Source organism: Leisingera sp. ANG59, assembly GCF_013317235.1.
GTDB lineage: Bacteria > Pseudomonadota > Alphaproteobacteria > Rhodobacterales > Rhodobacteraceae > Leisingera.
In genome coordinates, this window is the sequence record NZ_WLCM01000049.1 from 1 (window position 1) to 26,622 (window position 26,622).

A 26,622-nucleotide genomic window follows, 5' to 3' on the forward strand; every position below is an offset into this window, starting at 1 on the left:
CTGCCGCCGCCAGGTGGTCAGCAGCGACCGGCAAATGCCATGCCGCCGCGCTGTGGCAGCCGCTTGTCGGTGGCCGATAAAGCTCTCCTCCACGATGCGCAGTTTATCATCATCTGACCAATACCGGCGGCGATCACCATCGGCAGCGGAAAGAACTTCGATTTGAGGGCGGTTATTGAAGTCGGACATAAGGCCGGACTTACCATCGGATCGATCCCGGGATCAGGCGGCCGCCGCCGGAGCCTTACGTTCCACAGCGTCACGCCGAACCTCCCGTTCTGAACTTGCATTGGCAACCCTTGGCTGCACCATAGAAATCCTGCAGGCAAGACGCAATTGCAGCATTCCCTCACAGCGCACTGACCAGACGGCACGGTCTCTCTGCTGGACATCTCTGGCACAAGGGTGTTGAGTATCTTGTCAGTATGTGAAGGCCCAAGGCGCAGAGATAGACGCATATGGTTCTGACAATCCGCAATGTGACCAAGCGCTATCCGGGCCAAGCGGCGGAAACCGCCGTGCTTCGCGGGGTATCCTTGGATCTGGCGGCGGGCAGCAGCCTGGCCCTGACCGGAGAAAGCGGCTCCGGTAAAAGCACATTGCTGCATCTGGCCGGTGCACTGGATCATTTTGACAGCGGCGAAATCGAGATTGGCGGAACGCGCCTTTCCGGGCTAGGCGACAGCCAGAGAGCGGCATTGCGCCGCCGGGATGTTTCTCTTGTCTTCCAGCAATTTAATCTGATCCCCTCACTTAACATCAGCAAGAACATTGCCTTACATGCCCGCCTTGGCGGCAGATGGAATGAAGTCTGGGTAAAGCACCTGACTGACCGCCTGGGCCTGACCGGTCTGCTGCAGCGTTATCCGGAACAACTTTCCGGCGGGCAGCAGCAGCGTGTGGCAATCGCCCGCGCGTTAGCCGTGCGGCCTAAGTTGTTGCTGGCGGATGAACCGACCGGTAACCTGGATGAAACAGCCAGCACCGCGGTGATGGACCTGATGCTGGAACTGGTCCAGGAAAGCGGCACAGCACTGTTTCTGGTTACCCATTCTGCGACAATTGCCCGGATGCTGGACCAGCGGCTGCATCTGCGGCATGGCACGGCCGTATGACAGGCGCTGCGCTTCTGGCCATCCTGTCGCATTGGCGGCGCCACCCTCTGCAGCTGGCAACCCTGATCGCCGGGCTGGCGCTCGCAGCGGGTTTGTGGTCGGCGGTTCAGGCGATCAACGCAGAGGCGCGTGCGAGCTACGCCCGCGCGGCGGAACAGCTTGGCACAGCAGGGCTTGCCCGGCTTGTTCCGGAGGCAGGATCCATCCCCATTGCCCGCTACGGCGATTTGCGGCGCTCCGGCTGGAGACTCGCTCCGGTGCTGGAGGGTGTTGTCAGGTTCGACCGGCAAAGCTTTGATATTATGGGAGTTGACCTGCTCCAGCACCCAAAGGCTCCGGTGCTCGCCAAAGCCTCGGAAGCAGAGTCCGCGACTCCACTGGAGGCGCTGCGGCCGCCGGGGCGGATTTTTGCCCACCCGGAGACCGCCGCGCTTTTGTCAGAAGCGCAACAAGTCCATCCGGTAACCCGTTTGGCAGCATTGCCGAGGGGCATTGGGATGGCGGATCTCAGTCTTGCCAGCCAATTGCTCCGGCAGCCAGACAGTCTGAGTTACCTGTTGGTTCTGCCCGAACAAACTCCTGGACTGGTTCCGCTAGCCGAGCTTGCACCTGACCTGACACTCATCCCTGCCCGCGCCGCTGCCTCGGACACTGCGCGTCTGACGGATAGTTTCCATCTGAACCTTACCGCCTTTGGCCTGTTGTCCTTTGCTGTCGGCCTCTTCATCGTTCAGGGAACCATCGCGCTGAGCCTGGAACAGCGGCGCGGGATGATCCGGACCTTACGCAGCCTTGGGGTGCCTATGCGGCTGCTATCCGGCCTGTTTTCCGTTGAGCTGGCCGCCATTGCCCTTGTTGCGGGCATAGCCGGGCTTGCGGGCGGTTACTTGGTGGCGGCGGCATTGCTGCCCGGCGTCAATGCAACCCTGGCCGGGCTGTATGGCGCATCCGTGGAAGGCAGCCTCTCGCTACGGCCGGGGTGGGTGTTTTCAGGGCTGGCAATGACGCTGGGCGGCACCTTTCTCGCCGGTGCGCAGTCTCTCTTTTTGCTTTGGCGCATGCCGCTGCTGGCGGCCCCTGCAACCCGCGCCCGAGGCCAGCAAGCCAGCCGTTCACATCTGGCTGGGGCAATTTGCGGTTCTGCAATCATCTCAGCGGGTTTGATTTTCGCAATGAATTTTCAAGGCCTCGTCGCAGGTTTTGCATTTCTTGGAGCCCTCATGCTGGGTGCTGCGCTGGTGCTGCCGCTGCTAATTTCTGCGGTCCTAAGGCTGGGTTCACAGACGGCAAAGGGCTCTTTTTCAGAGTGGTTGTGGGCAGATACACGGGCACAGCTTCCGGGCATGTCCCTGGCATTGATGGCATTGATGCTGGCCCTCGCAGCAAACATTGGCGTTGGCACTATGGTGTCCAGTTTCCGCCTGACCTTTACGGGCTGGCTGGATCAGCGGCTTTTTGCTGAGGTCTACGTTACCACCACCAGCGATGCACAAGGAACTGAACTGGCGCAATGGCTGGAGACCCAAAGCGTCACAGCCTTGCCCCGCCGCTATCACGACACTCGGTTCAAAGGCGCGCCACTACGCGTTTACGGGATTAGGGATGATGCAGCCTACCGTTCCAATTGGCCTTTGCTGGACGCACTGCCGGATGTCTGGGACCGAACTGCAAGCGGTGAGGCCGTGCTGATAAACGAGCAGCTTGCACGCCGGCACAAGCTGGCACCCGGCAGCGTCCTGGAACTTGAGCCGGGATGGCGCCTGCCCATTGCCGGGATTTACTCGGATTACGGAAACCCGAATGGCCAGGTAATGGTTTCATTGCAGGTGCTGGAAAAACGCGTAAATGGTCTCCCAAACCGCAATTTCGGCTTACGCGCTACTCCGCAGGAAATCTCTGCCTTGATTAATTCACTCAGGCAGGAGTTTGATATCCCACGGGAAAACATCCTGGACCAAGCAACTGTCAAGGCGCGTTCACTGGCGGTTTTTGACAGAACCTTTGTCATTACCGCGGCGCTGAATTTGCTGACGCTCGGTGTTGCAGGTTTTGCCCTGCTGACCAGCCTGCTGACGCTGTGGAACCAGCGCCTTCCGCAGCTGGCACCGGTTTGGGCGATGGGCGTGACCCGCCGCCAATTGGCCGCCGCGGAGGTTCTGCGCAGTCTTCTGCTGGCCGCAGTCACAGCGGTTCTGGCGCTGCCGCTGGGGCTGGTTCTGGCTTGGACGCTGCTTTCTGTGATCAATGTGGCGGCCTTTGGCTGGAAGCTGCCCATGTATCTGTTTCCGCTCGACTGGCTGAGGTTGTTTGTACTGGCACTTCTAGCGGCAGTGGTTGCCGCTGCCCTGCCGGCATGGCGGCTCAGCCGGATTGACCCGGCAGAACTGCTTAAGGTGTTTGCCAATGAACGCTAAGACTATTCTATTTGCCGCAAGCGCCATCTGGGCGACCGCGGCGCAGCCGCAAGGCTATGCCGGGCTGGGTACGGACGCGGAAGGGTTTGCCATACCGCAACCGGGCACGCAGCTGTCCTTCCCCGCGGACCACGGCCCTCACCCTGATTTCCGTATTGAGTGGTGGTACTTGACTGCCAATCTTGCAAGCCCAGTTGGCGCGGATTACGGCATACAATGGACGCTGTTCCGGTCGGCCTTGGCCCCTGGGGAGGAGGAAGGCTGGCGAAGCCCGCAAATCTGGATGGCGCACGCGGCGGTGACCGGCCGTGAGGAGCACCTGTTTGCCGAGCGGATCGCCCGCGGCGGCGTCGGACAGGCTGGTGTCCGCGGAGCACCTTTCGAGGCATGGATTGATGATTGGCACATGCGCTCCACCTCTGAGTCGCTTGAAAAGATTTCACTTTCCGCAACTGGATTGGAGTTTTCCTATGACTTGGACCTGATCGCTGATGGCCCGCTGGTGCTGCACGGTAACGCGGGGTATTCGGTCAAGTCCGCCAGCGGGCAAGCGAGCCACTATTACTCCCAGCCGCACTATCAGGTCTCTGGAACCCTATCGCTGCCGGACGGTCCGGTTGATGTCACCGGCCATGGGTGGCTGGACCGGGAATGGTCAAGCCAGCCGCTGGCAGAGGATCAAAGCGGCTGGGACTGGTTCTCGCTCAGCTTTGACAACGGCGAGAAGCTGATGGGGTTCGTTCTGCGCGGGGAAAGCGGCGATTTCACCTCCGGCACCTGGATATCCGCTGACGGCACCGCAGAGCCGCTGGAACCGGGATCCTTCCAAGCGGAACCTCTGGAGAACAGCGATGTAGAGGGACGCAGAATTCCCACGCGCTGGCAAGCAAGCCTGCCTGCCAGGGGGGTTACCGTTGAGCTGCAAGCGCTTAACCCGCAAAGCTGGATGGGAACCTCATTTTCCTATTGGGAAGGTCCTGTCATGGTTACAGGCAGCCACAGCGGCAGGGGATACCTTGAGATGACCGGCTATGAATAAGGGGGCCCGAAGGCGCCCTTATTAACTTCAGCGGACCACGAAGACCGAACAGTCTGAGTGGCGGATCACCCGGGCCGCGTTTGGACCCAGCAGGTAATCCTTCAGATCCGGCTTATGCGCGCCGATCACGATCAGCCCGCTGCCGGCGGTTTCCGCAACTTTCAGGATCTCCTGATAAGCGGTACCGGTGGCCACCAAGTGGCGGACCTTGGCATTGCGATCCTCGCCGAGAACGCTTTCGCAAAGTTCAGTCAGCCGTTGAGTGGTATCCTTGACTGCCTTTTCGTGGTGATGTTCCTCAAAGAATCCGGACACCCAGCTCTCGCCGAAATCGGGCAGGACATTGACAACATCCAACTGGGCCCCGTCCAGTTCAGCCAGCCGGGCAGCCTGGAACAGGACCTTCTCGTCCAAGTCCTGATCGTTCAGTTCCAGAGCGCAAAGAACGGGTTTACTCATACTGTTACTCCTTCTTCTTTACGCGCGCGGCCGCGCTGCATCAGAGCGATCAGCGCCACCAGCAGAAGAGCCGGCAAGAAAATCAACTCCTTCGGAAGCTGACTGGCGGGTGCCTGAATAGCCACGATCTGCACCGGTGCATCAGCGTAGAAATCGAAGCTTTCCAGGTTCGGTGCAGCCGGAGTTCCGAACATCGGCTCTTCCAGCTTCACCGCACCATCTTCCTCCAGCAGCAGCAGGCCGTAGGCCTCCACCGCCGCTTGCCCGTCCGATCCGTCCGCTGTCATGATCATCGTCGTGCTTTTGATCTCAGACGTGTCGAAGTCGGGCCCTTCCACAGTGATCCGCAGCTCTGACCCCGGTTCCGCCTGGTCCAGCGCCTGCGCCAGCTGGGCCGGCGGAACCTGGGCAAAGGGCGGCATCACCCGGTCCATGAAGAAATCCGGCCTAAACAGCGCAAAGGCTGCAAAGACCAGCAGGACGCTTTCATAGATGCGGCTGCGGCTTACGAAATACCCCATGGTACCGGCGGTGAAGACAAGGATCGCAATGGTGGCTGATATGGCCACTAGAATTCCCTGCACCCAGTTCACATCGATCAACAGAAGATCGGTGTTGAAGATGAACACAAACGGCAGCGCCACGGTCCGCAAGCTGTAGAAGAAGGCGGTAAAGCCGGTTCGGATCGCATCCCCTCCGGACACCGCCGCCGCGGCAAAGCTGGCCAGGCCCACGGGCGGCGTCACATCGGCCATGATTCCGAAGTAGAACACAAAAAGGTGCACGGCAATCAGCGGCACGATGAGCCCTGACTGCGCACCCAGTTCCACCACCACACCGGCCATCAGCGAGCTAACCACGATGTAGTTGGCGGTGGTCGGAAGCCCCATACCTAGAACCAGCGATAGAATACCAACCATCACCAGCATCAGGATCAGGTTGCCGCCCGAGACAAACTCGACCAGTTCGGACATCACTTGCCCAACACCGGTCAGTGTCACCGTGCCCACGATTACGCCTGCGGTGGCCGTGGCAAGCGCGATGCCGATCATATTGCGGGCGCCGTCGATCAGGCCGTTCCACAGGTCGCGCACCCCTTCGACAAAAGCGTTTGCCATATTGCTCTCGCCGCGGAAGATTGCTTTTAACGGCTTCTGGGTCAGCAGGATCACGAACAGAAGCGCCGTTGCCCAGAAGGCCGAGAGGCCCGGCGATTTCTGTTCGATCATCAGGAAATAGACCAGCACAATGATCGGCAGCAGGTAATGCAGGCCCGCCTTGTAAATCTCGGCGACCACTGGCAGTTCAACCTCCTTCGCGTTGGGGTCATCCGGCACAAGATCATCGACACCAGCGGCCAGCCACAACAGGGCGATGTATGCGGCCACAACCAGCGCCGACAAGGTCAGACCGGACGCATCGGGCATCGCAGCAACAATCCATTTCACCGGATACTGGACGCCATAGCAGAGCGCCGCGAAGCCTGCGAAGAACAGAGCCATGCCGCCGATGGTGCGACCCATGGACACCACGCGGTTGCCTAGCGTAGGCATGTTCCGCTTCACGGCCTCCAGATGCACGATATAGACCAGCGCGATGTAGGAAATTGCAGCCGGCAGGAAGGCATGGGTGATCACCTCGACGTAGGAAATGCCCACGTACTCCACCATAAGGAAGGCGGCTGCACCCATCACCGGCGGCATGATCTGGCCATTCACAGAAGATGCGACCTCAACCGAGCCCGCCTGTTCGGAGGTGAAACCGACGCGTTTCATCAGCGGGATGGTGAATGTGCCGGTGGTGACCACGTTCGCGATGGAGGACCCGGAAATCAGGCCGGTTGCGGCAGAGCCGACTACCGCCGCCTTGGCCGGGCCGCCGCGCAGGTGGCCGAGGGCGCCAAAGGCCATCTTGATGAAGTAATTGCCGGCGCCTGCCTTATCGAGCAGGGCACCGAACAACACGAAGAGAAAGACGAATTTGGTGGAGACACCCAAGGCAATGCCGAACACGCCCTCAGACGTGATCCACATATGGCTCATCGCCTTTTTCAGACTGGCGCCCTTCCAGCGGATGACTTCTGGAACGTACTCGGAAGAGCCGAAGAACACGTAGAGAAGGAAAATCGTCGCGATGATCGCCATCGCCGGGCCAAGCGCGCGGCGGGCAGCTTCGAACAGCAGGATTAGGCCAGTGAGGGCAAACCACTTGTCCATGTCGTCGGCAAGGCCGCCGGAATCGACGATTTTCTGATAGAAAATATAGCCGTACATCGCAATTGCGGTGCCAGCCAATGCGAAAATCCAATCCTGCACCGGAATGTAATTCCGCGGGCTGGACTTTAACGCGGGATAGGCCGCGTAGGCCAGGAAAATGGCAAAGGCCAAATGGATTTGGCGCGAGTTGTTCACCACGCTGCCAGGCAGCAGCAGGTTGGCCACCGGCGAGGCCAGGATGACTTGGAACACGGACCAGATTACGGCGACGATCGCAAGGAACAGCCCCACGCTTCCCACCGGGTTGCGGGCGCCGGCGTCGGAGGACGCGACCAGTTCCTGAAGCTCTTCTTCGCTAAGCGGCCGACTTCCCTGAGCATCGGATGTCATGGATAATCTCCCCTGCGGCCGCCGTTTCTCCGGGGCCGGAATAGTCATGCCCGGGCCTTTGGCCTCAGGCGAAAACGGGGCGCCTGATGCGCCCCGTTCCTATTGTCTGGCGATTATTCGATCCAGCCTTTTTCTTTGTAATACTTCTCTGCGCCCGGATGCAGCGGTGCCGACAGGCCGTCCGCGATCATCTCTTCTGGTTTCAGGTTGGCAAACGCCGGGTGCAGCTTCTGGAAGGCTTCAAAGTTCTCGAAGACAGAGCTGACCACTGCATAGACCGCATCCTCAGAAACGTCAGCTGAGGTGACGAAGGTCGCGCCCACACCAAAGGTGTTGGTGTCGTTGTCGGACCCGCGGTACATGCCGCCCGGGATGGTCGCTGTGCGGTAGAAGGAATTATCGGCAACCAGTTTCTCAACCGCTTCACCGTCCACGGTCACTAGCACCGAGTCGCAGGCGGTGGTGGCTTCCTGAATGGAGCCCGACGGGTGGCCAACGGTATAGATCATCGCGTCGATCTGGTTGTCGCACAGCGCTGCGGACTGTTCTGCCGCCTTCAGCTCGGTCGCCAGTGCGAAATCTTCCATGCCCCAGCCCTTGGCTTCCATCAACACTTCCATGGTGCCGCGCTGGCCGGAGCCCGGGTTGCCGATGTTGACGCGCTTGCCTTTGAGATCGTCAAAAGTGGAAATACCAGCATCTGCGCGGGCCACAACGGTGAAAGGTTCCGGGTGGACCGAGAACACGGCGCGCAGGCCTTCGAAGGCACCTGCTTCCTCAAACTTGGAAGAGCCGTTGTAGGCGTGGTACTGCCAGTCGGACTGGGCCACGCCGAACTGCAACTCGCCTTCGCGGATGGTGTTGATGTTGTAGACCGAACCGCCGGTGGATTCGACGGCGCACTTGAACCCGTGCTCCTTGCGGCCCTTGTTCACCAGACGGCAGATGGCGCCGCCGGTCGGATAATAAACGCCGGTCACGCCGCCGGTGCCGATGGTGATGTATTCCTGAGCAAATGCTGCGGGCGCCGAAAAGGACGCCGCCACCAATGCACCGATAGCCAGCTTGGTGTGTTTCATGATCAAGTCTCTCCCACTTGTCTTATGATTTGCAGCTTGTCCATGAACGCCGGAAACACAGTTCTGCAGTCGTCCCACTGCCGTAAGTTCCGGCCCGCTGGGCAAGCTGCGTGCCGATTATTTTGCACGCGCAGAAGGGTTCCACTGCCCATCCTTCAAGTCAAGGGTGCTATTTATTGCCGCACCCACTTTGTGCCTGTTTTTCCCGGTATTGACGTCACTTAGGGAATTTTCCCCGCAGAAGACCGGCCCCTCCCTTCTGAAGTAGCGCAATGTTTTTTCTTGCAAGGAAAATCCGCTTGCGTGCGCTTCTCCTGCAGCCCCTCTTCCATTTCGCTCTTGGCGCTTTTCCCGCTCCGCAGGAAATTTCTGCGTTCCTTCCCCGCCGGGAAAATGAACCGGTGACAAACTGCCGCAACGACGCTATCAAGCGTCACATAAAAACTTGAGCCACGATTCAAAAAGCTGTGGCCGTTACCAGCAATTGACAGGGAGCCTGCAGCAATGCTGCTGAGCCAAGTAATTATCAACAATCCGTCTTTGACGGATTTTTGGGCCTTGGAGCGATGTGTCTCCGCCCAGGCCCGCCGGATTCCGAAAGAAATCAGCGCGCCGCTGACCTGTGATGTGGAGCCGGAATTCCGCTGCACGCCTCGAAAGTGGGACCTGATCCTAGCTGAAGCCCACGAACGAGGCCTGCGGGCGCGGCAAGCCGCTTGAGGCCTTCCGGCCGTTTCAAGCCTAGAACAGTTCCCCGGCAGAATTAAACCTGCCGGGGATATTTGCCTTACTCAGCCGGGCTAGGCTCCGGATGTCCTTTGATCCGCTCACGCAAGCCCTGCATCATTGCATAGAGCACCGGCACCACGATGACGCCGACGACCGTCGCCGCCAGCATTCCGCCAAAGACAGCGATACCGATGGCACGCTGGCTGGCCGCCCCTGCGCCGGATGCGACCATCAGCGGCACCACCCCCAAAAGGAAGGACAGCGCGGTCATCATCACCGCCCTGAAGCGCTGTTTGGCCGCTTCCTGTGCGGCTTCGCGGATGCTGAGGCCAGCGGCCCGCTGCTCCATTGCGAATTCGACGATCAGAATGGCGTTCTTAGATGCCAGGCCGATCAGCATGATCATCCCGATCTGCGTGTAGAGATTGATGTCATTACCTGCCAGCGCCACAGCAGCAACCGCACCGAACAGGGCAACAATCACCGACAACAGGATCGCAACCGGCATGGTCCAGCTTTCGTATTGCCCGACCAGGAAGAGGTAACCGAACAGCACCGCCATCGCCAGGATCACGGTCACCAGCCCGGCCGAGTCCAGCTGCTGCTGCGCGGTGCCGGTCCATTCAAAGGCGTATCCCGGCGGCAGCGCCGTCGCGGCTTCTTCCTGCATCACGCGGATCGCGTCGCCCGTGGACAGGCCGGGTGCCGGAACAGCAGTGACGGTCGCCGAGCGGAAGATATTGTGCCGCTTCAGCAGCACCGGCCCCAGCACGTTCTCAACGTCGATCAGGGTCGACAGCGGCACCATCTCCCCGGACTGCGCCCGCACGTACAGGCCGCCGATATCCTCGATCTTGTCGCGGTAGGAACCCTCCGCCTGCAGCATCACTTTGTAGACGCGTCCGAACAGGTTGAAGTCGTTGACATAGTAGGACCCTAGATGCGCCTGCATGGTTTGGAACACCTCGGCAATCGGAACATTCAGCGTCTTGGCCTTTTCCCGGTCCAGATCAACAAACACCTGGGGCACGTTGGCCCGGAAGGTGGTGTAGGACTGTGCAATCTCCGGCCGCTGGTTGGCGGAATAGACCAGTGAGCCGACCGACTGCGCCAGGTCCTGCGGCGTGCCGCCTGCGGTCTGCTGCACCGCCATTTCCACACCGGCCGACATGCCAAGGCCGGAAATCGGCGGCGGGTTGAAGGCAACGATGCTGGCCGCAGCCTCGCTGTTGGCGATGCCATAGATCTGGCCAAGGATCGCGTCCGGCTGCAACGCCTCGTCCTGCCGCTCATCCCAGGGGGTCAAGTTGGCAATGATCATCGCACCGTTGGCGCTGGCGCCGTTCAGCAGGCTGAACCCATTGACCAGCACGGTTCCCTGCACACCCGGGATCTGGCGGATCTGCTCGTCGATCCGGCTTGTCACCGTCTCGGTCCGCCCCAGTGCCGCAGCGTCGGGCAGCTGAACGTCGACAAACAGATAGCCGTTGTCCTCCAGCGGCAGGAAGCCCTTGGACGTAGTGCTGAAAACCGTTCCGGTGCCAAAGGCCACGGCAGCAATTATAGCAAGCCCAATTACCGGAAGCCGCAGCAGACGGGTCACGATGCTGAGGTAGCCGCTGCGCACCCCGCCGATCATGTTTTCGAACATCGCCAGCAGCCCTTTGCGCGGGCCGGAACGGGCCTTGAGCACGATGGCGCACAGCGCAGGCGACAGTGTCAGCGCGTTGACCGAGGAGATCACCACAGCGACGGAGATGGTCACCGCAAACTGCGAATAGAGCCTTCCGGTGATCCCCGGCATGAAGGTAACCGGCACGAACACCGCCAGCAGCACCAGCGTGGTGGCAATCACCGGGCCGGTGATCTGCCCCATTGCCTTGCGGGTGGCCTCAGACGGTGACAGCCCCTCCTCCGCGATGATGCGCTCGACGTTTTCCACCACGACGATGGCGTCATCCACCACGATGCCGATGGCCAGAACAAGCGCGAACAGCGAGATGGTGTTGAGCGACATGCCAAGCGCCAGCAGGAAGGCAAATGTGCCGATCAGCGAGACCGGAATCGCCACGGCCGGAATGATGGTGGCGCGGAACGACCCCAGGAAAATGAACACCACCGAGATCACCAGCACAAAGGTCATCATCAGGGTGGTGATCACGTCATTCAGCGACTGTTCGACAAAATCCGTGGTGTTGAACGGCACGGAGTAAGAGACATCCTCGGGGAAGGACTGCGAGAGGCGATCCATTTCCGCAAGAACAGCTTCGGACACGGCAAGCGCATTTGCGCCCGGTGCCTGATAGACCGCAAGAATAGTGGCCGGAACGCCATCGAAATAGCCGGAAGAACTGTAGTTGGAAGCCCCCAGTTCCACCTTGGCAATATCCCTCAGGCGCACCGTGCTGCCGCCTTCACCGGTGCGGATCACAATATCCTCGAACTCGCTGACCTCGGTCAGGCGGCCCTTGGATTTGATTGTGTACTGAAACACCTGATCACCCGGCACCGGCGGTGCGCCCACCTGTCCTGCCGACACTTCTATATTCTGCTCCTGCACCGCATTGATCACGTCGCCGGGTGAAATCCCCAAACCCGCCATCTTGTTCGGCTCCAGCCAGACCCGCATGGCATATTCAAAGTTGGTCAGGATATCCGCCTTGCCGACGCCGGCGACACGTGCCAGTGCATCCTTAATGTTGATGGCCGCATAGTTTGACAGGAAGACGCTGTCATAGGATCCATTGGGCGAAGTCAGCGCTGTCACCAGCAGCATGTTTGAGGAGCTTTTCTGGGTCACAACGCCATTCGCGTTGACCTCGGCAGGAAGAGCCGCCGTTGCCTGCGCCACCCGGTTCTGCACGTTGACGGAGGCGATATCCGGATCGGTTCCGACCTCGAACGTCACCGCCAGCGAGTAGCTTCCGTTGTCAGCGGAGGTGGAGGACATGTAGAGCATCCCGTCCACCCCGTTGACTTGTGCTTCAATCGGCGCAGCGACGCTCTTTTCAACGGTTTCCGCATTGGCCCCGGTATAGGTGGCGGTGACATTCACCACCGGCGGCGTGATTTCCGGGAACTGCGCGACCGGCAGTGCAAAATAGCCGATCACCCCCATGACCGTCAGCACCAGAGAAATGACGATCGCGAATTTCGGCCTTGAAATGAATGTGGAGGAAAACATCGGTTATTCTCCAGCCTGAGCAGCCATGACCGGCTCCACCTCGACACCGGGACGGATCTTTTGGAGCCCTTCGACAACCACGGTTTCACCCTTGATCAGCCCGTCCAGCACGATGATCCCCGTGCCCTGCACTTCGCCCGTCGCAATGTAGCGCTGCTGTACCTGGTTGTTCTCGTCCACCACCAGAACAAACGGCCCTTGCTGATCGCGCTGAATTGCGGCCTGGCTGATAACAACGCGATCAACAGCTTCTTGTGATTGCAAGCCCACTGTCAGAAACGCACCATCCAGGATCAGCCGGTCGTCATTCTGGAACTTCGCCCGCACGGTGACAGCGCCAGTAGCGGGGTCCACCCGGTTGCCGGCAAAGGCGATCCTGCCCTTTTCCTCCAGCTCGGCCCCATTGGGCAGGACAACGAAGACCTCTGGCGCAGTTTCGGTGTTGGAGCGGTCGATGCCTTCGGCTTCCAGTTGTTGCAGGATCTCGACAAACTGCTTTTCATTCAGCGAGAAGGATACGTAAACCGGTGCCTCGCGCACAATATTGACCAGCGCGGAGCCGTTGGGGCTGACCACATCGCCGATACTGACTTCAACACGCCCGACGCGGCCTGAAAATGGCGCGTGAATCTCAGTGTAGCTCAGATCCAGTTCTGCCTGCTGGATGGCGGCCCGGGCAGCCCGCACCTGCGCCTCCGCGACCAGTTCATTGGCACGGGCAGTGTCGCGGTCCGTTTCCGGCACAGACCCCCGCTCGAACAGTTCCTGCTTGCGCACCAGTTCCAGCGATGCCAGTTCCAGGCTGGCTTCCGCCTGCGCCAGTTCCGCCCGGCGGCTTTCCAGCACCGCTTCATAAGCGCTGCGCTCGATCCGGAACAGAATATCCCCCTTCTCAACTTCTGCACCGTCCTGGACCAGCACTTCCTCCAGGTAGCCGCTGACCCGGGCCATGATGTCGGCCTTGTCGATTGCCTCGCCCCGGCCGATGAAGGTTGCGGTGTCCTTTATCGGTTTGATCACCGCCTCGGAGACGGCCACCTTGGGTGCAGCCGCCTGCTGCTGCGCCAATGCTGGGCCCGCAGCAGACAGGCTAACAGCTGCAATAACTGCCAGCCCGGTCCGGCCGTTCAGGCCCCTGTTCCAGAAACACGTCATTCTTGAGCCTTTCAACTTAAACAGAAATATTGTGTGCAGCCGATCACCCGGCCCGCTGTCCCGCATCCAAATCTTTGCTCTATTGAATACCTTCCCAGCGCATATCTGCAAGCTGCACACGCAAATCCCGCCCGCTTCCGCCGCCATAAAGCCAAAGTTTCCAACAGCTTTCCGCAACGAAACCTTGCGCGTTCTGCACAATTCAGAGAAACCGGAGAGTAATCTTCCGGACATGGCAGCCCGCACGGCAGCACCGCGAAACAAGGAGATTCTCCGATGCAAGTAAACGGCACCCATTACCGGTCTCTCTGGTGGAATCACGGCAAAGATGCGCTGCAGATTATCGACCAGCGCTGGCTGCCGCATGAATTCCGCATTCAGCAATTGGACACGCTGCAGGACTTTGCTGATGCCATCGTCGAGATGCGGGTGCGCGGTGCGCCCCTGATCGGCGCGACTGCCGCCTATGGCATGGCGCTGGCGATGCGGCTGGATCCGTCCGAGTCGGCCATGGACCAGGCCTGGAGCTTCCTCAACGCAACCCGCCCGACCGCGATCAACCTGCGCTGGGCGCTGGACCGCTGCCGTGCCCATCTGCGCGTACTGGCGGAAGGCGAGCGCGCCGCCGCGGCCCTGCAGCTGGCTCACGAAATCGCCGACGAGGATGTTGAAATCAACCGGCGCATCGGCATGCACGGTCTGGAATTGATCCGGCAGATCGCAGCGGGCAAGCCCGCTGGTGAGCCGGTCCGGCTGCTGACCCACTGCAACGCCGGCTGGCTGGCGACCGTTGACTGGGGCACCGCCACCAGCCCGATGTACCAGGCGCATGACGCGGGCATCCCGATACACGTCTGGGTCGACGAAACCCGCCCCCGCAACCAGGGCGCGCTGACCGCCTGGGAGCTGGGCAGCCACGGCATCAGCCACAGCTACATCACCGACAACGCCGGCGGCCATCTGATACAGAACGGGCAGGTCGATCTGGTCATCACCGGAACCGACCGCACCACCCGCCGCGGCGATGTCTGCAACAAGATCGGCACCTATCTGAAGGCGCTTGCCGCCAAGGACAACGGGGTGCCCTTCTACGTCGCCCTGCCCTCGCCGACCATTGATTGGACGGTCTCCGACGGCGTCGCCGAGATCCCGATCGAAGAACGCAGCGAACGAGAGATCACCCATATTCAAGGCAAGACCGAAGACGGGGCAGTCGGCGTTCTCCAGGTGACGCCCGACGGCACGCCGGGCGGCAACCCGGCCTTTGATGTGACGCCGAACCGCCTAGTGACCGGGCTGATCACCGAACGCGCCGTCTGCGAAGCAAGTGAAGAGGGCTTGGCCCGCCTATTCCCGGAAATGGCCGCGGCGAAGTCCGCCTGATGCCGGAGGCCGCCCAATGAAACCGCCGTATCACGACTGTGGCGAAGTCCGGCAGGCGGTGATTGACGCCTGCCTGGAAATGAACGCCCTGGGCATTAATCAGGGCACCTCCGGCAATATTTCCGTGCGGGCAGGAGATCACATGGTGATCACCCCGTCCGGCGTGCCCTATGAAAAATTGGCGCCTGAAGATCTTGTCCGGATGCCGCTGGACGGCAGCCCCGAGCCAGAGGGACAGCTGAAGCCCTCGACAGAATGGCCTTTTCATCAGGCGATCTTGCAGGCCAAGCCCGGGGTAAACGCGGTGGTCCACGCCCATCCGGTCTATTGCAGCGCGCTGGCAATGAACCGGCAGGTGATCCCGGCCTGCCACTACATGGTCGCGGCCTTTGGCGGCAGCGATGTGCCAGTGGCCGACTACGCGCTGTTCGGCAGCCAAAAACTCTCGGAAAATGTCGTTGGCGCTTTGCAGGACCGCGGCGCCTGCCTGATGGCCAACCATGGCGCGGTGACAACGGGAGAAAGCCTGCCCCGTGCGCTTTGGCGCATGGTGGAACTGGAAACACTTGCAAAGGGTTACACGGCGAGCCTGACCATCGGACAGCCGCATATCCTGACGGACGACGAAATGGCGGAAGCCATCGCTGCCTTCGCAGACTATGGATTGAAGGACAGCCGCTGATCCTGCGCTGATGCACAACGGAGCCGGAATGGAACACCCGCTGATCTTTGATGGCCACAACGACCTGCTACTGCAGATTCAGTCAGGCAAAGTAACGTTGGATGAGCGCGGCTTCATGAGCTCTGGCGGCCATCACATCGACCTGTCCAAGGCCCGGTCAGGCGGTTTTGCCGGCGGGATCTTCGCCATTTTCGTTCCTGACGATTGCGATGCCTCCTTCATAGAAGAAATGATGGCAGACAGCTACGATCTCCCCTTGCCGCCCGCCGTGGACTGGCCGCGGGCGGCACAGATCGCCCTTGCCCAGGCCGCCATCCTGATCCGGCTGGAGAGACTAGGCGCGCTCAAGATCTGCCGCACCGCGGCCAGCATTCGTGAAGCCATGCAGAGCGGTGTTATGGCCGCCGTCATGCATATGGAAGGCGCCGAGGCTATCGACCCGGACTTCCATACGCTGGAGGTGCTGCACGCCGCGGGCCTGCGCTCGCTCGGCCCGGTCTGGAGCCGCCCCACGATCTTTGGCCACGGTGTTCCGTTCCGCTTTCCCTCCAGCCCGGGCACCGGCCCCGGCTTGACAGCCGATGGGGTTCGCCTGGTTAAAAAATGCAATGAACTTAAGGTTCTGATCGACCTCTCTCATCTGAATGAAGCCGGATTCTGGGATGTTGCCCGCTACAGCAGCAAGCCGCTGGTCGCGACCCACTCCAATACCCACACCCTGTGCCCGCACAGCCGGAACCTGACAGACCGCCAACTGCACGCCATCCGCGACAGCGATGGTCTGGTGGGGCTGAACTTCGCCGTCGCTTTTCTGCGTGAAGACGGCCGGATGGACGCGGACACGCCGGTTGCCCGGATGATTGAACATCTCGACTATCTGATCACAGAGCTTGGCGAGGACAGGGTTGGGCTGGGTTCGGATTTTGACGGCGCAATCATACCGGATGAAATCACAGATGCCGCAGGACTGCCGGTGCTGTGTGAGGCAATGAAGGCACATGGATTTGACAGCAGGCTGATGGCAAAACTTTGCCACGGCAACTGGCTGCGGATATTGGAGCAGACTTGGGCGTAACGCCGCGGCCGCCCCACGTTTCCATCGCAAGCATCTGATTTTAAAGGAATGCGGTGGTGCCCAAGGAGAGACTCGAACTCTCACGATGTTGCCATCGGGGGATTTTGAATCCCCTGCGTCTACCATTCCGCCACTTGGGCCGCAATCTGTTCCTAGCCAAGCAATCGGCCAAGGTCCAGAGACAAAACGGAACTTCGCCGCCGAAAATGCGCCGCGTGGCAAAATCACTGGCTGCGAAGGTTGACGGAGCGCCGCGCGCATGCCACCTCCCTTGGCAAACGCCGTTGAGGACGCAGGGCGCAGAATGCTGAAACCGCTATATGACCGGACGATGGCCCTGGCCGATCACCCCAAGGCGCTGTGGTGCCTGGCCGTTGTGGCCTTTGTCGAAAGCTCAGTTTTCCCGATCCCGCCTGATGTTCTGATGATCCCGATGATCCTGGCCCGCCCGTCGCGCGCCTGGCTGGTCGCGCTGGTGGCGCTGATCGCCTCTGTGGCCGGCGGTGTTCTGGGATATGCCATCGGCGCCTTCTTTTATGAAAGCATCGGCCAGCCGGTGCTGGAGGCCATGGGCAAGGGCAATGCCATGGCGGAATTCAACACCCGCTTCAACGACTTTGGCTTCTGGGCAGTGCTGGGCGCAGGCATCACGCCATTCCCCTACAAGGTGATCACCATTATGTCGGGCTGGACCGGGATGCCGCTCGGCACCTTCATTGCCACGTCTATCCTCGCGCGGGCATTACGTTTTTTCATCGTGGCGGGCCTACTGTGGCAATTCGGCGCCCCGGTCCGCGACTTCATTGAACGCCGCCTGGGGATGGTATTCACCGCCTTCATGGTGATCCTGTTCGGCGGTTTCCTGATGGTGAGGTTTATCTGAATATGCACAGACTTCTGATCGCATTGGCTGCCGCAGGATCCGCTGCACTTCTGCTGGGTGCGCTGGGGTTCCAGTACATCGGTGAAATGGCGCCCTGCAAACTCTGCTACTGGCAGCGCTATCCTCATGCTGCCGCAGCAGGAATCGGCGTCCTAGCTCTGGTCATCCCTGGCGCGGTTCTGCCCTATCTGGGTGCGCTTGCTGCGCTGGCTACCGCCGGGGTTGGCGCCTACCACACCGGGGTTGAGCGCGGCTGGTGGGAAGGCCCCTCCACCTGCACCTCCGGCCCCATTGGCGGGCTGTCCCCTGATCAGTTGATGGAACAGATCATGGCCGCGCCGCTGGTGCGCTGCGACGAGGTCCCCTGGGAAATGCTGTCGCTCTCCATGGCAAGCTGGAACGCCATCGCCTCCTTTGGCCTCGCGCTGCTGTGGATTGCTGCAGCCAACCACATCTGCAAGCAGGGTTAATCTTCCAGAAAACTGCAATGCGGCCTCCAAGAGATTGGCTGCATTGCAAAAGCCAATCTTAGTCAGGTATCCTTCTTGGTCGCCAGCAGCAGATTGGTTTCGCTGCTCACGACGCCTTCAAAGGTCCGGATCTTGGCGAGGGCGGCATCCAGGGTTTCCAGCGTCTCGGTGCCCAGTTCGACAATCAGATCCCAGCGTCCGTTGGTGGTGTGTATTGCCCTGACTTCCGGCAACCCCTGCAGCTGTCTGGTAATCCGGCTGGTGCCGCGGCCTTCGATCCCGATCATCATCAGCCCGCGGACCGGATCGCGCAGGACATCCTCTTTCAGCACGACGGTGAAACCCAGGATGTCCCCCCGGGCCTGCAGCCGCTCGATCCTCGCCCGCACGGTGGTCCGCGACAGGTTCAGCTCCAGCGCCAGGTCCGATAGCGACGCCCGCGCGTTGTGCCGCAGGGCTGACACCAGCCGCTCATCCGTTTTGTCCATACCCCACTCCGTTATGATCATTTGCCCATCATTATGGGCAAAATGATTGCTGGATTCCATCACGTTTCGGAAGTTTCTAGTATTAAACCTGAGAATTTGGGAGATCAAAACAGTGACCTCACAACACTGCATTCTGATTGGCGCCCCGGTAGACAGCGGCAAACGCAGGGCGGGCTGCCTGATGGGCCCCGACGCCTACCGCACCGCCGGCATCACCGAAGCCCTGCAGAGCCTGGGCCACACCGTTGAGGACCTCGGCAACCTGGCGCCAGACACCCACGCAGAAGACAACAACGAAGGGCTGGTTTTTGCCCGCAACGAGACCATCGGCTGGACCTCGCGCCTGGCGCAGGCCGCCGAAAATGCGCTGGAGCGCGGCATGCCGGTCTTCCTCGGCGGCGATCACTCGCTGTCACTGGGTTCCGTAGCTGGAGCCGCCAATCATGCCGCCAAGGCGGGCCGGCCGCTGTTCGTCCTCTGGCTTGACGCGCATACCGACTTCCACACACCGCAGACGACGGACAGCGGCAACCTGCACGGCACACCGGTTGGATACTTCACTGGGCGCAACGGCTTCGAAGGCTTTCCTGAGGTGACAAACCCGGTGCCGCAAGAAAACGTCTGCATGATCGGCCTTCGCTCTGTCGATACGCAGGAGCGGCTCGCGCTGGAAGGCAGCAGCATCCGCACCCACGACATGCGCCACATTGATGAGAACGGAATCGCCGGTCCGCTGAACCAGTTCCTGGAGCTGGTCGCAAAGGCCAACGGCATGCTGCATGTCTCGCTGGACGTCGATTTCCTGGACCCGTCCGTGGCCCCGGCTGTCGGCACCACAGTGCCCGGCGGCGCTACCGTGCGGGAGGCGCATCTTGTCTGCGAGATCCTGCATGATTCCGGTCTGATGACCTCGCTGGACCTCGTGGAACTGAACCCCTTCCTGGACGAGCGCGGCCGCACCGCGCATCTGATGGTGGACCTCTGCGCCTCTGCTCTTGGCCGCCGCGTCTTCGACCGCCCGACCCGGAGCTACCAATGAGCAGCCTGCAAGCTCCCACTGCAGTGGTGATGGTGCGCCCGCACCACTTTTGCTCGAACCCGGAAACAAAGGGTGATAACGCCTTCCAGACGCTTGCTAATACCTCGGCGGAGACCACCGCCGCGCAGGCGCTGGCGGAGTTCGACGGCGCGGTGGAATCCCTGCGCGGCGCCGGTGTCACTGTGCATGTCTTTGACGACACCACCAATGAAACGCCGGACAGCGTTTTCCCGAATAACTGGTTCTCCACCCATGCAGGCGGCCATGTTGCGGTGTACCCGATGTACGCAGAGAACCGCCGCAAGGAACGCCGCTGGGACGTGATCGAACTTCTGAAACGCGACTACCGCGTGCAGGACGTGATCGACTACTCCGGCCTGGAACAGGACGGCCTGTCGCTGGAAGGCACCGGCGCGATGGTGCTCGACCATATCGGGCGGATTGCCTACACGGTGAAATCCAACCGCGCCGACCCGGTGTTGCTGGAACGCTTCTGCACCCATTTCAACTTTGAACCCATGGTGTTCGAAGCCAAAGATAATGCCGACCGCGACGTATATCATACCAATGTCCTTATGGGCATCGGCACAGAATACGCGCTGATTTGCCTGGATATGATCGTTGATCCCGTCCGCCGTGCTGAGGTTGCGGCACGGCTGGAGGAGACAGGCCGCCGGGTCATTGACCTGACGCCGGCTCAGATCGTCAATTTTGCTGGCAACGCTCTGGAGTTAACAGGCCGCAGACGCCTTCTGGCACTATCTGCCAAAGCTCTGCAGGCGCTGCGACCAGACCAGATTTCGATCATTGAGCAAAGCGCCGAGCCGCTGCCCCTGACCATTCCCACCATCGAAACTGCAGGCGGGTCGGTGCGCTGCATGCTGGCAGGCATCCACCTCAGCCCCCGTGAAAGGAAAACCGCATGACACAGCCCTCAGAAAAGGCCCTGGTGCCTTTTGTCAGCGTCGACAACATGATGCGCCTCATTCATCACGTCGGCATCGAGCAGATGATGCGTGATCTGGCAGAATATGTGGAAGATGACTTCAAGCGCTGGGAACTGTTCGACAAGACCCCGCGCGTCGCCAGCCACTCCGATGTGGGTGTAATCGAACTGATGCCGACCTCGGATGGCGAAGCCTATGGCTTCAAGTATGTGAACGGCCACCCCAAGAACACCTCCGAAGGGCTGCAGACCGTCACCGCTTTCGGCCTGCTGGCGGATGTCTATACCGGCTACCCGGTGCTTCTGACAGAGATGACCATGCTGACCGCCCTTCGAACAGCCGCAACCTCTGCAATGGCTGCCAAGTATCTGGCACCAAAAGGTGCCACCACCATGGCAATGATCGGCAACGGCGCCCAGTCGGAGTTCCAGACCCTGGCGATGAAGGCGATCATCGGCCTGAAATCCGTGCGTCTTTATGACAAAGATTCCGCTGCCACAGAGAAATGCGCCCGCAACCTCCAAGGCTTGGGGATTGAGGTTGTCAGCTGTAGGACACCGGAAGAAGCTATTGAAGGCGCGCAGATTCTCACCACCTGCACCGCGGACAAGCAGTATGCCACCATCCTGACCGACAACATGGTCGGCAGCGGCGTCCATATCAACGCGATCGGCGGCGACTGCCCCGGCAAAACAGAACTGGCCGCAGGCATTCTCAGCCGCTCCGACGTCTTTGTCGAATACCCGCCGCAAACCCGGATCGAAGGCGAAATCCAGCAGATGCCGGAGGACTTTGCCGTGACCGAGCTGTGGGAAGTCATCGCTGGCAAGAAGCAGGGCCGCACCGGCGACCGCCAGATCACCCTGTTCGACAGCGTCGGCTTCGCGATCGAGGATTTCTCGGCACTACGTTACATCCGCGACCGTATCAGGGGCACCGACTACTTCATCGATCTCGACATGCTCGCAGACCCGGACGACCCGCGCGATCTGTTCGGCATGCTGCAGCGCGCAAAGGCCTGATCCTGTTCCTGCGTTTGCCGTTAACGCGGCAAGCCCAGAATTAGTGATGAAAAAGTGCATTCATTGGGGAACCAATCTGCGCCTCGCGCGTCTTGCTCAGGTAGGCAGTCTGCCGCTGCTACTGGACACGTCCCCAAATTGTCCGACAACTCGCCCCCGCCCTCTTCCGGCGGGGGCTTTTTCTTTGACTGGGATCTTTAGCATCCACTAGCTGCGGAACCTTTTTGCCTGCATATCCGTTGACCCTGCACAAGGCGCTGATTGATGCGCTGCAACGGGAACCAGATGCAAAGGAAAGTAAGTATGACAAAGACAGCCGCAACAAAGCAGTTTGCCAACGCCGACTCCGCATCTGAAGAGCTCTCGGGCAAGCGGCTGGCTGACCGTGCTAAAGAGCAGGCCCAAGAGGCTGTTGAGCAGGCACAAGAAAGCCTGCAAGCCGGTATCAGCTATGGCAAGAGCGAAATCGAACGTCTGACAAGCCAGTCGCAGGACTTCATCAAGAAGAACCCAAGCCTGGCCGTGGCCGGTGCGCTTGGGGCTGGCGTGCTGCTTGGTCTGGCGCTGCGCAGAAGGTACTGATCTGCAAACCATTCCATCCTGTTACAGAAAGCTGCGCAGATCGCGCAGCTTTTTCTTTCTAGTTTCCCGCACCCAGCTGATCACGCTCCTTTCAAGCCGAAACAACTTGCAGCCGGGAACCTTAACCCTCCTCCCGGCGTTTACCCTTCAGAAGCAATTTCTTGAGGGAGAACATCATGGAATATGGACTTATTGGTCTGCTTGTGCTTGCAGCAGACATCTATGCAATCATCAAAATTGTCTCGTCCAGCACCTCTACCGTGGCAAAAATTCTCTGGGTTCTGCTGATCCTTCTGCTGCCGGTCGTGGGCTTCATTATCTGGCTGATTGCCGGTCCGAAATCTTCTGCCGCCCATATCTGATCAACGCAATGGCACCACCCGCTGGCCTGGCTCAAACAATGTCAGGCCGCGAACGATCCTTGCGCAGGCTTAACCTGCGGAACGCGCGGCAATTCAGCGCACGGATACCCGAGAGGCTTTCAAATGACCAACACTTCCGATTTGGAACAACAGGCGCGCAGTCAGGCGGCTGGTTTGGGCCGCAAGGCCAAGGCCGCGGTGGCAGGAAAACTCCGTGAAGCAACGGACGCCGCCCAGTCTCAAGCCGCACAGGAGGTAGAGGCGACGGCGGATGCAGCCGATGCCGCCGCCAGTGCATTCTCCCCCGGCTCGGTGCAGGCCCAGGCTGCAAGCATGGTTGCCGGTCATTTGGAGGATGCAGCCCACCGCGTCCGGACGCTCGACATCGAACAAACTGTTGAGGATGTCAGCGCCTTCGCCCGCCGCAACCCGCTCTTGTTCTTGAGCGCGGCTGCGTTGGCCGGCTTTGCTGCAACCAGGTTTCTGAAGGCACACGACCCCGATCCTGAAGCGTCAACCGGTGCCGTCCGCAATCCCGCTCCGGCACATGAAGGAGGCGGTAATGGCGTATCGTGATTTGCGTGAGTCGCCGCAGCTGTTGTTTGAAACACTCCGTCATTTTGCAGCGTTGCTGCGCAGCGAAGCTGAACTGGCCAAGAGTGAACTAAGGGAGAAGGCGGCCAGCGCCGGAACGGGCCTTACTTGCCTGGCTGCCGCAGCGATACTGGCTCTGGCTGGCCTGCAAGTGCTCGCAACTGCGCTGGTTACCTGGATCGCGTCCGTTGGTTTGACAGCGGAACTTGCTGCTTTGCTTGTTGGTGGCGCGTTGCTGGCAGGCGCCGCAGGCCTTCTCGCTGCGGCCAAAGGGCGTCTGAACGGAGAGGCGCTACTGCCCTCGCGCACCATCCGCAGCGTCCAACTGGACGTCGCCAGCATCAAGGAGGCCACTCATGACCGGAACTGACAGGCTCGAACAGCGGGCCGAAGAAAACAGACGCCGCTTGGCAGTTTCTCTGTCCGGGCTGTCCGGCGCCTTGTCGCCGCGCCATGTCACAGAACAGCTAACAGCAACGGCCCACGGATATGGCGGCCAGCTGGGCCGCGAGGCAATGTCTGCCGCCAAACGCAATCCGGCAGCGCTGCTGCTCACCGGCGCAGGACTTGCACTAATGTTCACAGGCACCGGCAGCCGCCCGAAAGCACCGGCGACCGGGCCCGCCGCGGTTCCGCCCGAAGCTGCATTCGAGGGCTTTGATGACCGTGTTGCCGCAGCGGATGCCGCCATGAAACAGGAGATGTCAGGGATGAGCGACGAGAATTTCCGCAGCAGCAAGATGCGTGAGACCTTGAATGCAGGATTGGATGCTCTGCCCGAAGCCGCCCGCAAACGTGTGTTCAAGGCCCGCACCGCCGCATTGCACGCTCAGGAAAAGGTTGAAGCACAGGCCGCCCGCGCCGCGGCTCAGGGCCGGACCTTTTACGATCGGAACCCGCTGGCCGCAGGTGCCATTGCACTTGGCCTGGGCGCGCTGATCGGTGCGCTCCTGCCGCCGACACGCCGCGAAGACGAACTGCTTGGTTCTCACCGGGATGCGCTGGCCGCCAAGGCAGAAGCAGCCCTGCGGGAAGAGATGGAAAAACTGTATCACAAGGCCAGCTCCAAACTTGATTCAGAAGACAGTGAGCTGCCGCCCCGAACCGCTGCCCGCTAACGGCCATGCCCGGATTTCTGAAAACTGCCCTTAGCGGCCGGGGAGTCCGTGTGATGCTGATGATCCTGACGGTCATCAGCATCACTGCTGCCTTGCAACTGGCACAGCAAATCCTTGCCCCGATGAGCTTTGCTCTTGTGCTGGGTGTCGTGGTGTCTCCGCTGGCCGACAAGCTGGCGCGCGCCGGTGTGCCGCGGCTGGCGATCGCCCTGACGCTGCTTCTGCTGTGCACACTGTTTGTTGCTATCATCCTTCTTCTGATCGAACCGCTGATCAACGTGCTGATAGACGAACTGCCCCGTATAAAGTCGGTTATGGCCGGCCTGATCGACCGTGCCTCTTCGCTGCTGCGGGGCATCGAAACAATCAGCCAGGAGATCGAAGAAAGCGTGGGCGCCGAAGCGGTGGAACCGCAAACTGCGATCCCCTCGGTCGGCGATGCCCTGTGGCTGGCACCAAGTTTTGTTTCCCAGGTTTTCATCTTCGTGGGCACTCTGTTCTTCTTCACGCTGACCCGCAACGATCTCTACCGCCTGACGGGGCCGCTGAAGACCAGGCTGAAGCACGCAGATACCGTTGTCGCACGTTACTTTGCAGCGATCACACTGGTGAACACCGGCCTGGGCGCTGTTACGGCAGCCGCAATGATGGCGCTTGGTGTTGAATATGCCCTTCTGTGGGGCCTGGCGGCGGGGCTGCTGAACTACGTGCTGTACTTGGGCCCGCTGCTGATAACTGTGAGCCTGGCCATTGCCGGGATGCTCCAGTTCCATGGCGTCTATGCTGTACTGCCGCCGGCTGCGTTCTTGCTGATCAACCTGGCAGAGGCCAACATTGTAACGCCCCTGGTCGTGGGCCAGCGCATGGCGATCAATCCCCTGCTGATTTTCATGGCGATTGTCTTTGGCTTATGGCTGTGGGGACCGGTCGGCGCCTTCGTGACATTGCCGCTTCTTCTTTGGCTTGGCGTTCTGCTGGAACCGCGGCCAGAGTCGAAAGGCTGCACGGAAGAGGATCCGCTGCGCGAAGTCATGTAAAACCACGTTCGCGTCCCGCGCAGTTTTCGGTCTCTGCCGTCACTCCACCTGCTGCTGATCATCCAGCAGGTTTTCGCCGCCATCGAGCCCCTTGCGTTCCCGTTCCGCAGCCTCTGCCACGGCCGGTTCTGACCTCGCGGGATCCGCGGCCTCTGGCAGATCGGCTGGTTCGTTTTTGGCTGGACGTTTTGCGTCAGCGGACTCATTCGAAGACGGCACTGCCGCCTGCGCGCCATCAAGGCGCACCCGGTAGATCGGCTCAGGCAGACCGAAGCCCGCTGCTTCCAGCGCCAGCTTGGCGGCCCGGATCGCTTCGCCACGCGCCTTGGCGAAATCCACCTTTGTTTGATCCACCCAGCCGGTGAAGGTCAGGACCACGTTGGAATCCCCTACCTCGCTGATCCAGGCACCGACTTCCGGCTCCTTCAGCACAAACGGCTGCGCCTCCAGCGCGGATACGGCCGTGGCCAGCGCCGCAGCCAGATCCGCATCCGCGTCGACGCCCAGATTAAAGCCAAAACGGCGCCGGGGATCACGGGTGAAATTCACGATACGGCCCTTGAACACGGTCGCATTCGGAATTCGGATATGGTTGCCCTCGGGCGAGATCAGGATGGTCGCACGCGAGGTCAGACGGGCGACCGTTCCCTGATCGCCCTGGATGTCGACAAAATCGTTGGGCCGGAACGGCTGCCGCAGGCTGAGCAGGATGGAGGCGATGAAGTTCTCCACTGTATCGCGCACCGCAAAGCCAAGTGCCAGACCTACGACACCAGCGGCGCCCAGGACAGCGCCGATCAACGCAGTTGCATTCAGGATGTCCAGCGCCAGCACCAGCCCCGTGAGGATGAACAGGATGCGTGCGACGGCCCGGTAGACATCAGCAATAAAGGCGTTGGGGGCAAGCCGGGTCGTAAGCACCCGATTTCTACCGCGGGGGCTGGTCCTTGACGCGTGCGATGATGTCGGGATCGTCGACGGAGTCTTGTAAGAAGTCGTTCCAGCGCTCCGGCGAACGCCGGGCGTCCGCGAGCATGTCCTTCAGTTCGCAGATGCCATCGTCGGTCAGCGTCGTGATGTATTTGTCTTGCCCGATCTGAACGCTGACGATGCTGCCGTAGGACAGGTTGTCGTCGTTGCTCACGATGGCTTCGAGAAGT

26 protein-coding genes, 1 tRNA gene and 1 pseudogene are annotated in these 26,622 nt (G+C 60.6%); 18 read left to right on the plus strand and 10 right to left on the minus strand.

Features of this window, described 5'->3' with window-relative positions:
- Positions 1-189: transposase (locus GKC28_RS22975; protein ID WP_174148107.1), on the minus strand; the 189-nt coding region annotated here is incomplete at its 3' end.
- Positions 190-458: 269 nt separating this feature from the next.
- Here GKC28_RS22975 and GKC28_RS22980 point away from each other — a divergent pair.
- Genes GKC28_RS22980 through GKC28_RS22990 form a run of 3 tightly spaced genes read left to right on the plus strand, consistent with a single transcriptional unit; the run spans position 459 to position 4,568 of the window.
- Positions 459-1,115: an ABC transporter ATP-binding protein gene (locus GKC28_RS22980; RefSeq protein WP_174149307.1), complete on the plus strand. Its 657-nt coding sequence runs from the start codon at positions 459-461 to the stop codon at positions 1,113-1,115.
- The gene (locus GKC28_RS22985) at positions 1,112-3,529 is read left to right on the plus strand and encodes an FtsX-like permease family protein (protein ID WP_174149308.1); all 2,418 of its coding nucleotides are present in this window, start codon (positions 1,112-1,114) and stop codon (positions 3,527-3,529) included. The genes GKC28_RS22980 and GKC28_RS22985 overlap by 4 nt, the downstream gene beginning before the upstream one ends.
- The gene (locus GKC28_RS22990) at positions 3,519-4,568 is read left to right on the plus strand and encodes a lipocalin-like domain-containing protein (protein WP_174149309.1); all 1,050 of its coding nucleotides are present in this window, start codon (positions 3,519-3,521) and stop codon (positions 4,566-4,568) included. Before GKC28_RS22985 ends, GKC28_RS22990 begins: the two co-directional genes overlap by 11 nt.
- Before the next feature lie 27 nt (positions 4,569-4,595).
- Here the strand turns inward: GKC28_RS22990 and GKC28_RS22995 are convergent, their stop codons facing one another.
- From GKC28_RS22995 to GKC28_RS23005, 3 genes are all read right to left on the minus strand, one after another.
- Complete coding sequence (locus GKC28_RS22995; protein ID WP_174149310.1) at positions 4,596-5,027, minus strand: universal stress protein; 432 nt, start codon at positions 5,025-5,027, stop codon at positions 4,596-4,598.
- The gene (locus GKC28_RS23000) at positions 5,024-7,633 is read right to left on the minus strand and encodes a TRAP transporter permease (RefSeq protein WP_174149311.1); all 2,610 of its coding nucleotides are present in this window, start codon (positions 7,631-7,633) and stop codon (positions 5,024-5,026) included. Before GKC28_RS23000 ends, GKC28_RS22995 begins: the two co-directional genes overlap by 4 nt.
- A gap of 113 nt (positions 7,634-7,746) precedes the next feature.
- Positions 7,747-8,712 (minus strand): TAXI family TRAP transporter solute-binding subunit, encoded by a 966-nt coding sequence (locus GKC28_RS23005; RefSeq protein WP_174149312.1) that lies wholly within the window; start codon positions 8,710-8,712, stop codon positions 7,747-7,749.
- 504 nt (positions 8,713-9,216) lie between these two features.
- Here GKC28_RS23005 and GKC28_RS23010 point away from each other — a divergent pair.
- Positions 9,217-9,432, plus strand: coding sequence for a hypothetical protein (locus GKC28_RS23010; protein ID WP_174149313.1), 216 nt, complete (start codon positions 9,217-9,219; stop codon positions 9,430-9,432).
- A 67-nt stretch (positions 9,433-9,499) separates the two neighbouring features.
- On the opposite strand, the gene GKC28_RS23015 is transcribed toward GKC28_RS23010, so the two are convergent.
- Together GKC28_RS23015 and GKC28_RS23020 are read right to left on the minus strand one after the other, a co-directional pair.
- Positions 9,500-12,625, minus strand: a complete 3,126-nt coding sequence (locus GKC28_RS23015) for an efflux RND transporter permease subunit (RefSeq protein WP_174149314.1) — start codon at positions 12,623-12,625, stop codon at positions 9,500-9,502.
- A 3-nt stretch (positions 12,626-12,628) separates the two neighbouring features.
- On the minus strand, positions 12,629-13,780 hold the full coding sequence (locus tag GKC28_RS23020) for an efflux RND transporter periplasmic adaptor subunit (protein ID WP_174149315.1): 1,152 nt from the start codon (positions 13,778-13,780) through the stop codon (positions 12,629-12,631).
- Between the two features lie 276 nt (positions 13,781-14,056).
- Here GKC28_RS23020 and mtnA point away from each other — a divergent pair, with 276 nt between their 5' ends.
- Genes mtnA through GKC28_RS23035 form a run of 3 tightly spaced genes read left to right on the plus strand, consistent with a single transcriptional unit; the run spans position 14,057 to position 16,920 of the window.
- On the plus strand, positions 14,057-15,163 hold the full coding sequence (gene mtnA, locus GKC28_RS23025; protein ID WP_174149316.1) for an S-methyl-5-thioribose-1-phosphate isomerase: 1,107 nt from the start codon (positions 14,057-14,059) through the stop codon (positions 15,161-15,163).
- Between the two features lie 16 nt (positions 15,164-15,179).
- The gene (locus tag GKC28_RS23030) at positions 15,180-15,845 is read left to right on the plus strand and encodes a class II aldolase/adducin family protein (protein WP_174149317.1); all 666 of its coding nucleotides are present in this window, start codon (positions 15,180-15,182) and stop codon (positions 15,843-15,845) included.
- Between the two features lie 28 nt (positions 15,846-15,873).
- The gene (locus tag GKC28_RS23035) at positions 15,874-16,920 is read left to right on the plus strand and encodes a dipeptidase (protein WP_174149318.1); all 1,047 of its coding nucleotides are present in this window, start codon (positions 15,874-15,876) and stop codon (positions 16,918-16,920) included.
- A gap of 54 nt (positions 16,921-16,974) precedes the next feature.
- On the opposite strand, the gene GKC28_RS23040 is transcribed toward GKC28_RS23035, so the two are convergent.
- Positions 16,975-17,060: transfer RNA gene (locus tag GKC28_RS23040), tRNA-Leu, on the minus strand.
- Positions 17,061-17,224: 164 nt separating this feature from the next.
- Here GKC28_RS23040 and GKC28_RS23045 point away from each other — a divergent pair.
- Positions 17,225-17,803: a YqaA family protein gene (locus tag GKC28_RS23045; RefSeq protein WP_174149319.1), complete on the plus strand. Its 579-nt coding sequence runs from the start codon at positions 17,225-17,227 to the stop codon at positions 17,801-17,803.
- A gap of 2 nt (positions 17,804-17,805) precedes the next feature.
- Positions 17,806-18,273, plus strand: coding sequence for a disulfide bond formation protein B (locus GKC28_RS23050; protein ID WP_174149320.1), 468 nt, complete (start codon positions 17,806-17,808; stop codon positions 18,271-18,273).
- A gap of 62 nt (positions 18,274-18,335) precedes the next feature.
- Here the strand turns inward: GKC28_RS23050 and GKC28_RS23055 are convergent, their stop codons facing one another.
- Positions 18,336-18,761, minus strand: a complete 426-nt coding sequence (locus GKC28_RS23055; RefSeq protein ID WP_065267363.1) for an Lrp/AsnC family transcriptional regulator — start codon at positions 18,759-18,761, stop codon at positions 18,336-18,338.
- Between the two features lie 112 nt (positions 18,762-18,873).
- Here GKC28_RS23055 and rocF point away from each other — a divergent pair, with 112 nt between their 5' ends.
- The 9 genes from rocF to GKC28_RS23100 all read left to right on the plus strand — a co-directional run bounded on the left by rocF (position 18,874) and on the right by GKC28_RS23100 (position 25,462).
- Positions 18,874-19,800 carry an arginase gene (rocF, locus tag GKC28_RS23060; protein ID WP_174149321.1) on the plus strand — a complete coding sequence of 309 codons (927 nt, stop codon included), beginning with the start codon at positions 18,874-18,876 and terminating at the stop codon, positions 19,798-19,800.
- Positions 19,797-20,726, plus strand: coding sequence for a citrulline utilization hydrolase CtlX (gene ctlX / locus GKC28_RS23065; protein WP_174149322.1), 930 nt, complete (start codon positions 19,797-19,799; stop codon positions 20,724-20,726). Before rocF ends, ctlX begins: the two co-directional genes overlap by 4 nt.
- Positions 20,723-21,769 carry an ornithine cyclodeaminase gene (locus GKC28_RS23070; RefSeq protein WP_174149323.1) on the plus strand — a complete coding sequence of 349 codons (1,047 nt, stop codon included), beginning with the start codon at positions 20,723-20,725 and terminating at the stop codon, positions 21,767-21,769. The genes ctlX and GKC28_RS23070 overlap by 4 nt, the downstream gene beginning before the upstream one ends.
- 303 nt (positions 21,770-22,072) lie before the next feature.
- Positions 22,073-22,351 carry a hypothetical protein gene (locus GKC28_RS23075; RefSeq protein ID WP_174149324.1) on the plus strand — a complete coding sequence of 93 codons (279 nt, stop codon included), beginning with the start codon at positions 22,073-22,075 and terminating at the stop codon, positions 22,349-22,351.
- A 176-nt stretch (positions 22,352-22,527) separates the two neighbouring features.
- Positions 22,528-22,713 carry a PLDc N-terminal domain-containing protein gene (locus GKC28_RS23080; RefSeq protein WP_174149325.1) on the plus strand — a complete coding sequence of 62 codons (186 nt, stop codon included), beginning with the start codon at positions 22,528-22,530 and terminating at the stop codon, positions 22,711-22,713.
- A 123-nt stretch (positions 22,714-22,836) separates the two neighbouring features.
- Complete coding sequence (locus tag GKC28_RS23085; protein ID WP_174149326.1) at positions 22,837-23,289, plus strand: hypothetical protein; 453 nt, start codon at positions 22,837-22,839, stop codon at positions 23,287-23,289.
- Positions 23,276-23,677 carry a phage holin family protein gene (locus GKC28_RS23090; protein ID WP_174149327.1) on the plus strand — a complete coding sequence of 134 codons (402 nt, stop codon included), beginning with the start codon at positions 23,276-23,278 and terminating at the stop codon, positions 23,675-23,677. The genes GKC28_RS23085 and GKC28_RS23090 overlap by 14 nt, the downstream gene beginning before the upstream one ends.
- Positions 23,664-24,425 carry a hypothetical protein gene (locus GKC28_RS23095; protein ID WP_174149328.1) on the plus strand — a complete coding sequence of 254 codons (762 nt, stop codon included), beginning with the start codon at positions 23,664-23,666 and terminating at the stop codon, positions 24,423-24,425. Before GKC28_RS23090 ends, GKC28_RS23095 begins: the two co-directional genes overlap by 14 nt.
- 53 nt (positions 24,426-24,478) lie before the next feature.
- Positions 24,479-25,462: an AI-2E family transporter gene (locus GKC28_RS23100; protein ID WP_254604370.1), complete on the plus strand. Its 984-nt coding sequence runs from the start codon at positions 24,479-24,481 to the stop codon at positions 25,460-25,462.
- A 39-nt stretch (positions 25,463-25,501) separates the two neighbouring features.
- Here GKC28_RS23100 and GKC28_RS23105 read toward each other — a convergent pair.
- Together GKC28_RS23105 and GKC28_RS23110 are read right to left on the minus strand one after the other, a co-directional pair.
- Positions 25,502-26,371, minus strand: a pseudogene (locus tag GKC28_RS23105) (mechanosensitive ion channel family protein); the annotation flags it as partial.
- A gap of 19 nt (positions 26,372-26,390) precedes the next feature.
- Positions 26,391-26,622, minus strand: a 232-nt coding sequence (locus tag GKC28_RS23110) for a hypothetical protein (RefSeq protein ID WP_174148868.1), incomplete at its 5' end; no start/stop codon positions are given.

Coding starts and splice junctions, on each gene's coding strand:
- GKC28_RS22980 (WP_174149307.1), top strand. CDS start 459: ATGGTTCTGACAATCCGCAATGTGACCAAGCGCTATCCGGGCCAAGCG.
- GKC28_RS22985 (WP_174149308.1), top strand. CDS start 1,112: ATGACAGGCGCTGCGCTTCTGGCCATCCTGTCGCATTGGCGGCGCCAC.
- GKC28_RS22990 (WP_174149309.1), top strand. CDS start 3,519: ATGAACGCTAAGACTATTCTATTTGCCGCAAGCGCCATCTGGGCGACC.
- GKC28_RS22995 (WP_174149310.1), bottom strand. CDS start 5,027: ATGAGTAAACCCGTTCTTTGCGCTCTGGAACTGAACGATCAGGACTTG.
- GKC28_RS23000 (WP_174149311.1), bottom strand. CDS start 7,633: ATGACATCCGATGCTCAGGGAAGTCGGCCGCTTAGCGAAGAAGAGCTT.
- GKC28_RS23005 (WP_174149312.1), bottom strand. CDS start 8,712: ATGAAACACACCAAGCTGGCTATCGGTGCATTGGTGGCGGCGTCCTTT.
- GKC28_RS23010 (WP_174149313.1), top strand. CDS start 9,217: ATGCTGCTGAGCCAAGTAATTATCAACAATCCGTCTTTGACGGATTTT.
- GKC28_RS23015 (WP_174149314.1), bottom strand. CDS start 12,625: ATGTTTTCCTCCACATTCATTTCAAGGCCGAAATTCGCGATCGTCATT.
- GKC28_RS23020 (WP_174149315.1), bottom strand. CDS start 13,780: ATGACGTGTTTCTGGAACAGGGGCCTGAACGGCCGGACCGGGCTGGCA.
- mtnA (WP_174149316.1), top strand. CDS start 14,057: ATGCAAGTAAACGGCACCCATTACCGGTCTCTCTGGTGGAATCACGGC.
- GKC28_RS23030 (WP_174149317.1), top strand. CDS start 15,180: ATGAAACCGCCGTATCACGACTGTGGCGAAGTCCGGCAGGCGGTGATT.
- GKC28_RS23035 (WP_174149318.1), top strand. CDS start 15,874: ATGGAACACCCGCTGATCTTTGATGGCCACAACGACCTGCTACTGCAG.
- GKC28_RS23045 (WP_174149319.1), top strand. CDS start 17,225: ATGCTGAAACCGCTATATGACCGGACGATGGCCCTGGCCGATCACCCC.
- GKC28_RS23050 (WP_174149320.1), top strand. CDS start 17,806: ATGCACAGACTTCTGATCGCATTGGCTGCCGCAGGATCCGCTGCACTT.
- GKC28_RS23055 (WP_065267363.1), bottom strand. CDS start 18,761: ATGGACAAAACGGATGAGCGGCTGGTGTCAGCCCTGCGGCACAACGCG.
- ctlX (WP_174149322.1), top strand. CDS start 19,797: ATGAGCAGCCTGCAAGCTCCCACTGCAGTGGTGATGGTGCGCCCGCAC.
- GKC28_RS23070 (WP_174149323.1), top strand. CDS start 20,723: ATGACACAGCCCTCAGAAAAGGCCCTGGTGCCTTTTGTCAGCGTCGAC.
- GKC28_RS23075 (WP_174149324.1), top strand. CDS start 22,073: ATGACAAAGACAGCCGCAACAAAGCAGTTTGCCAACGCCGACTCCGCA.
- GKC28_RS23080 (WP_174149325.1), top strand. CDS start 22,528: ATGGAATATGGACTTATTGGTCTGCTTGTGCTTGCAGCAGACATCTAT.
- GKC28_RS23085 (WP_174149326.1), top strand. CDS start 22,837: ATGACCAACACTTCCGATTTGGAACAACAGGCGCGCAGTCAGGCGGCT.
- GKC28_RS23090 (WP_174149327.1), top strand. CDS start 23,276: ATGGCGTATCGTGATTTGCGTGAGTCGCCGCAGCTGTTGTTTGAAACA.
- GKC28_RS23095 (WP_174149328.1), top strand. CDS start 23,664: ATGACCGGAACTGACAGGCTCGAACAGCGGGCCGAAGAAAACAGACGC.
- GKC28_RS23100 (WP_254604370.1), top strand. CDS start 24,479: ATGCTGATGATCCTGACGGTCATCAGCATCACTGCTGCCTTGCAACTG.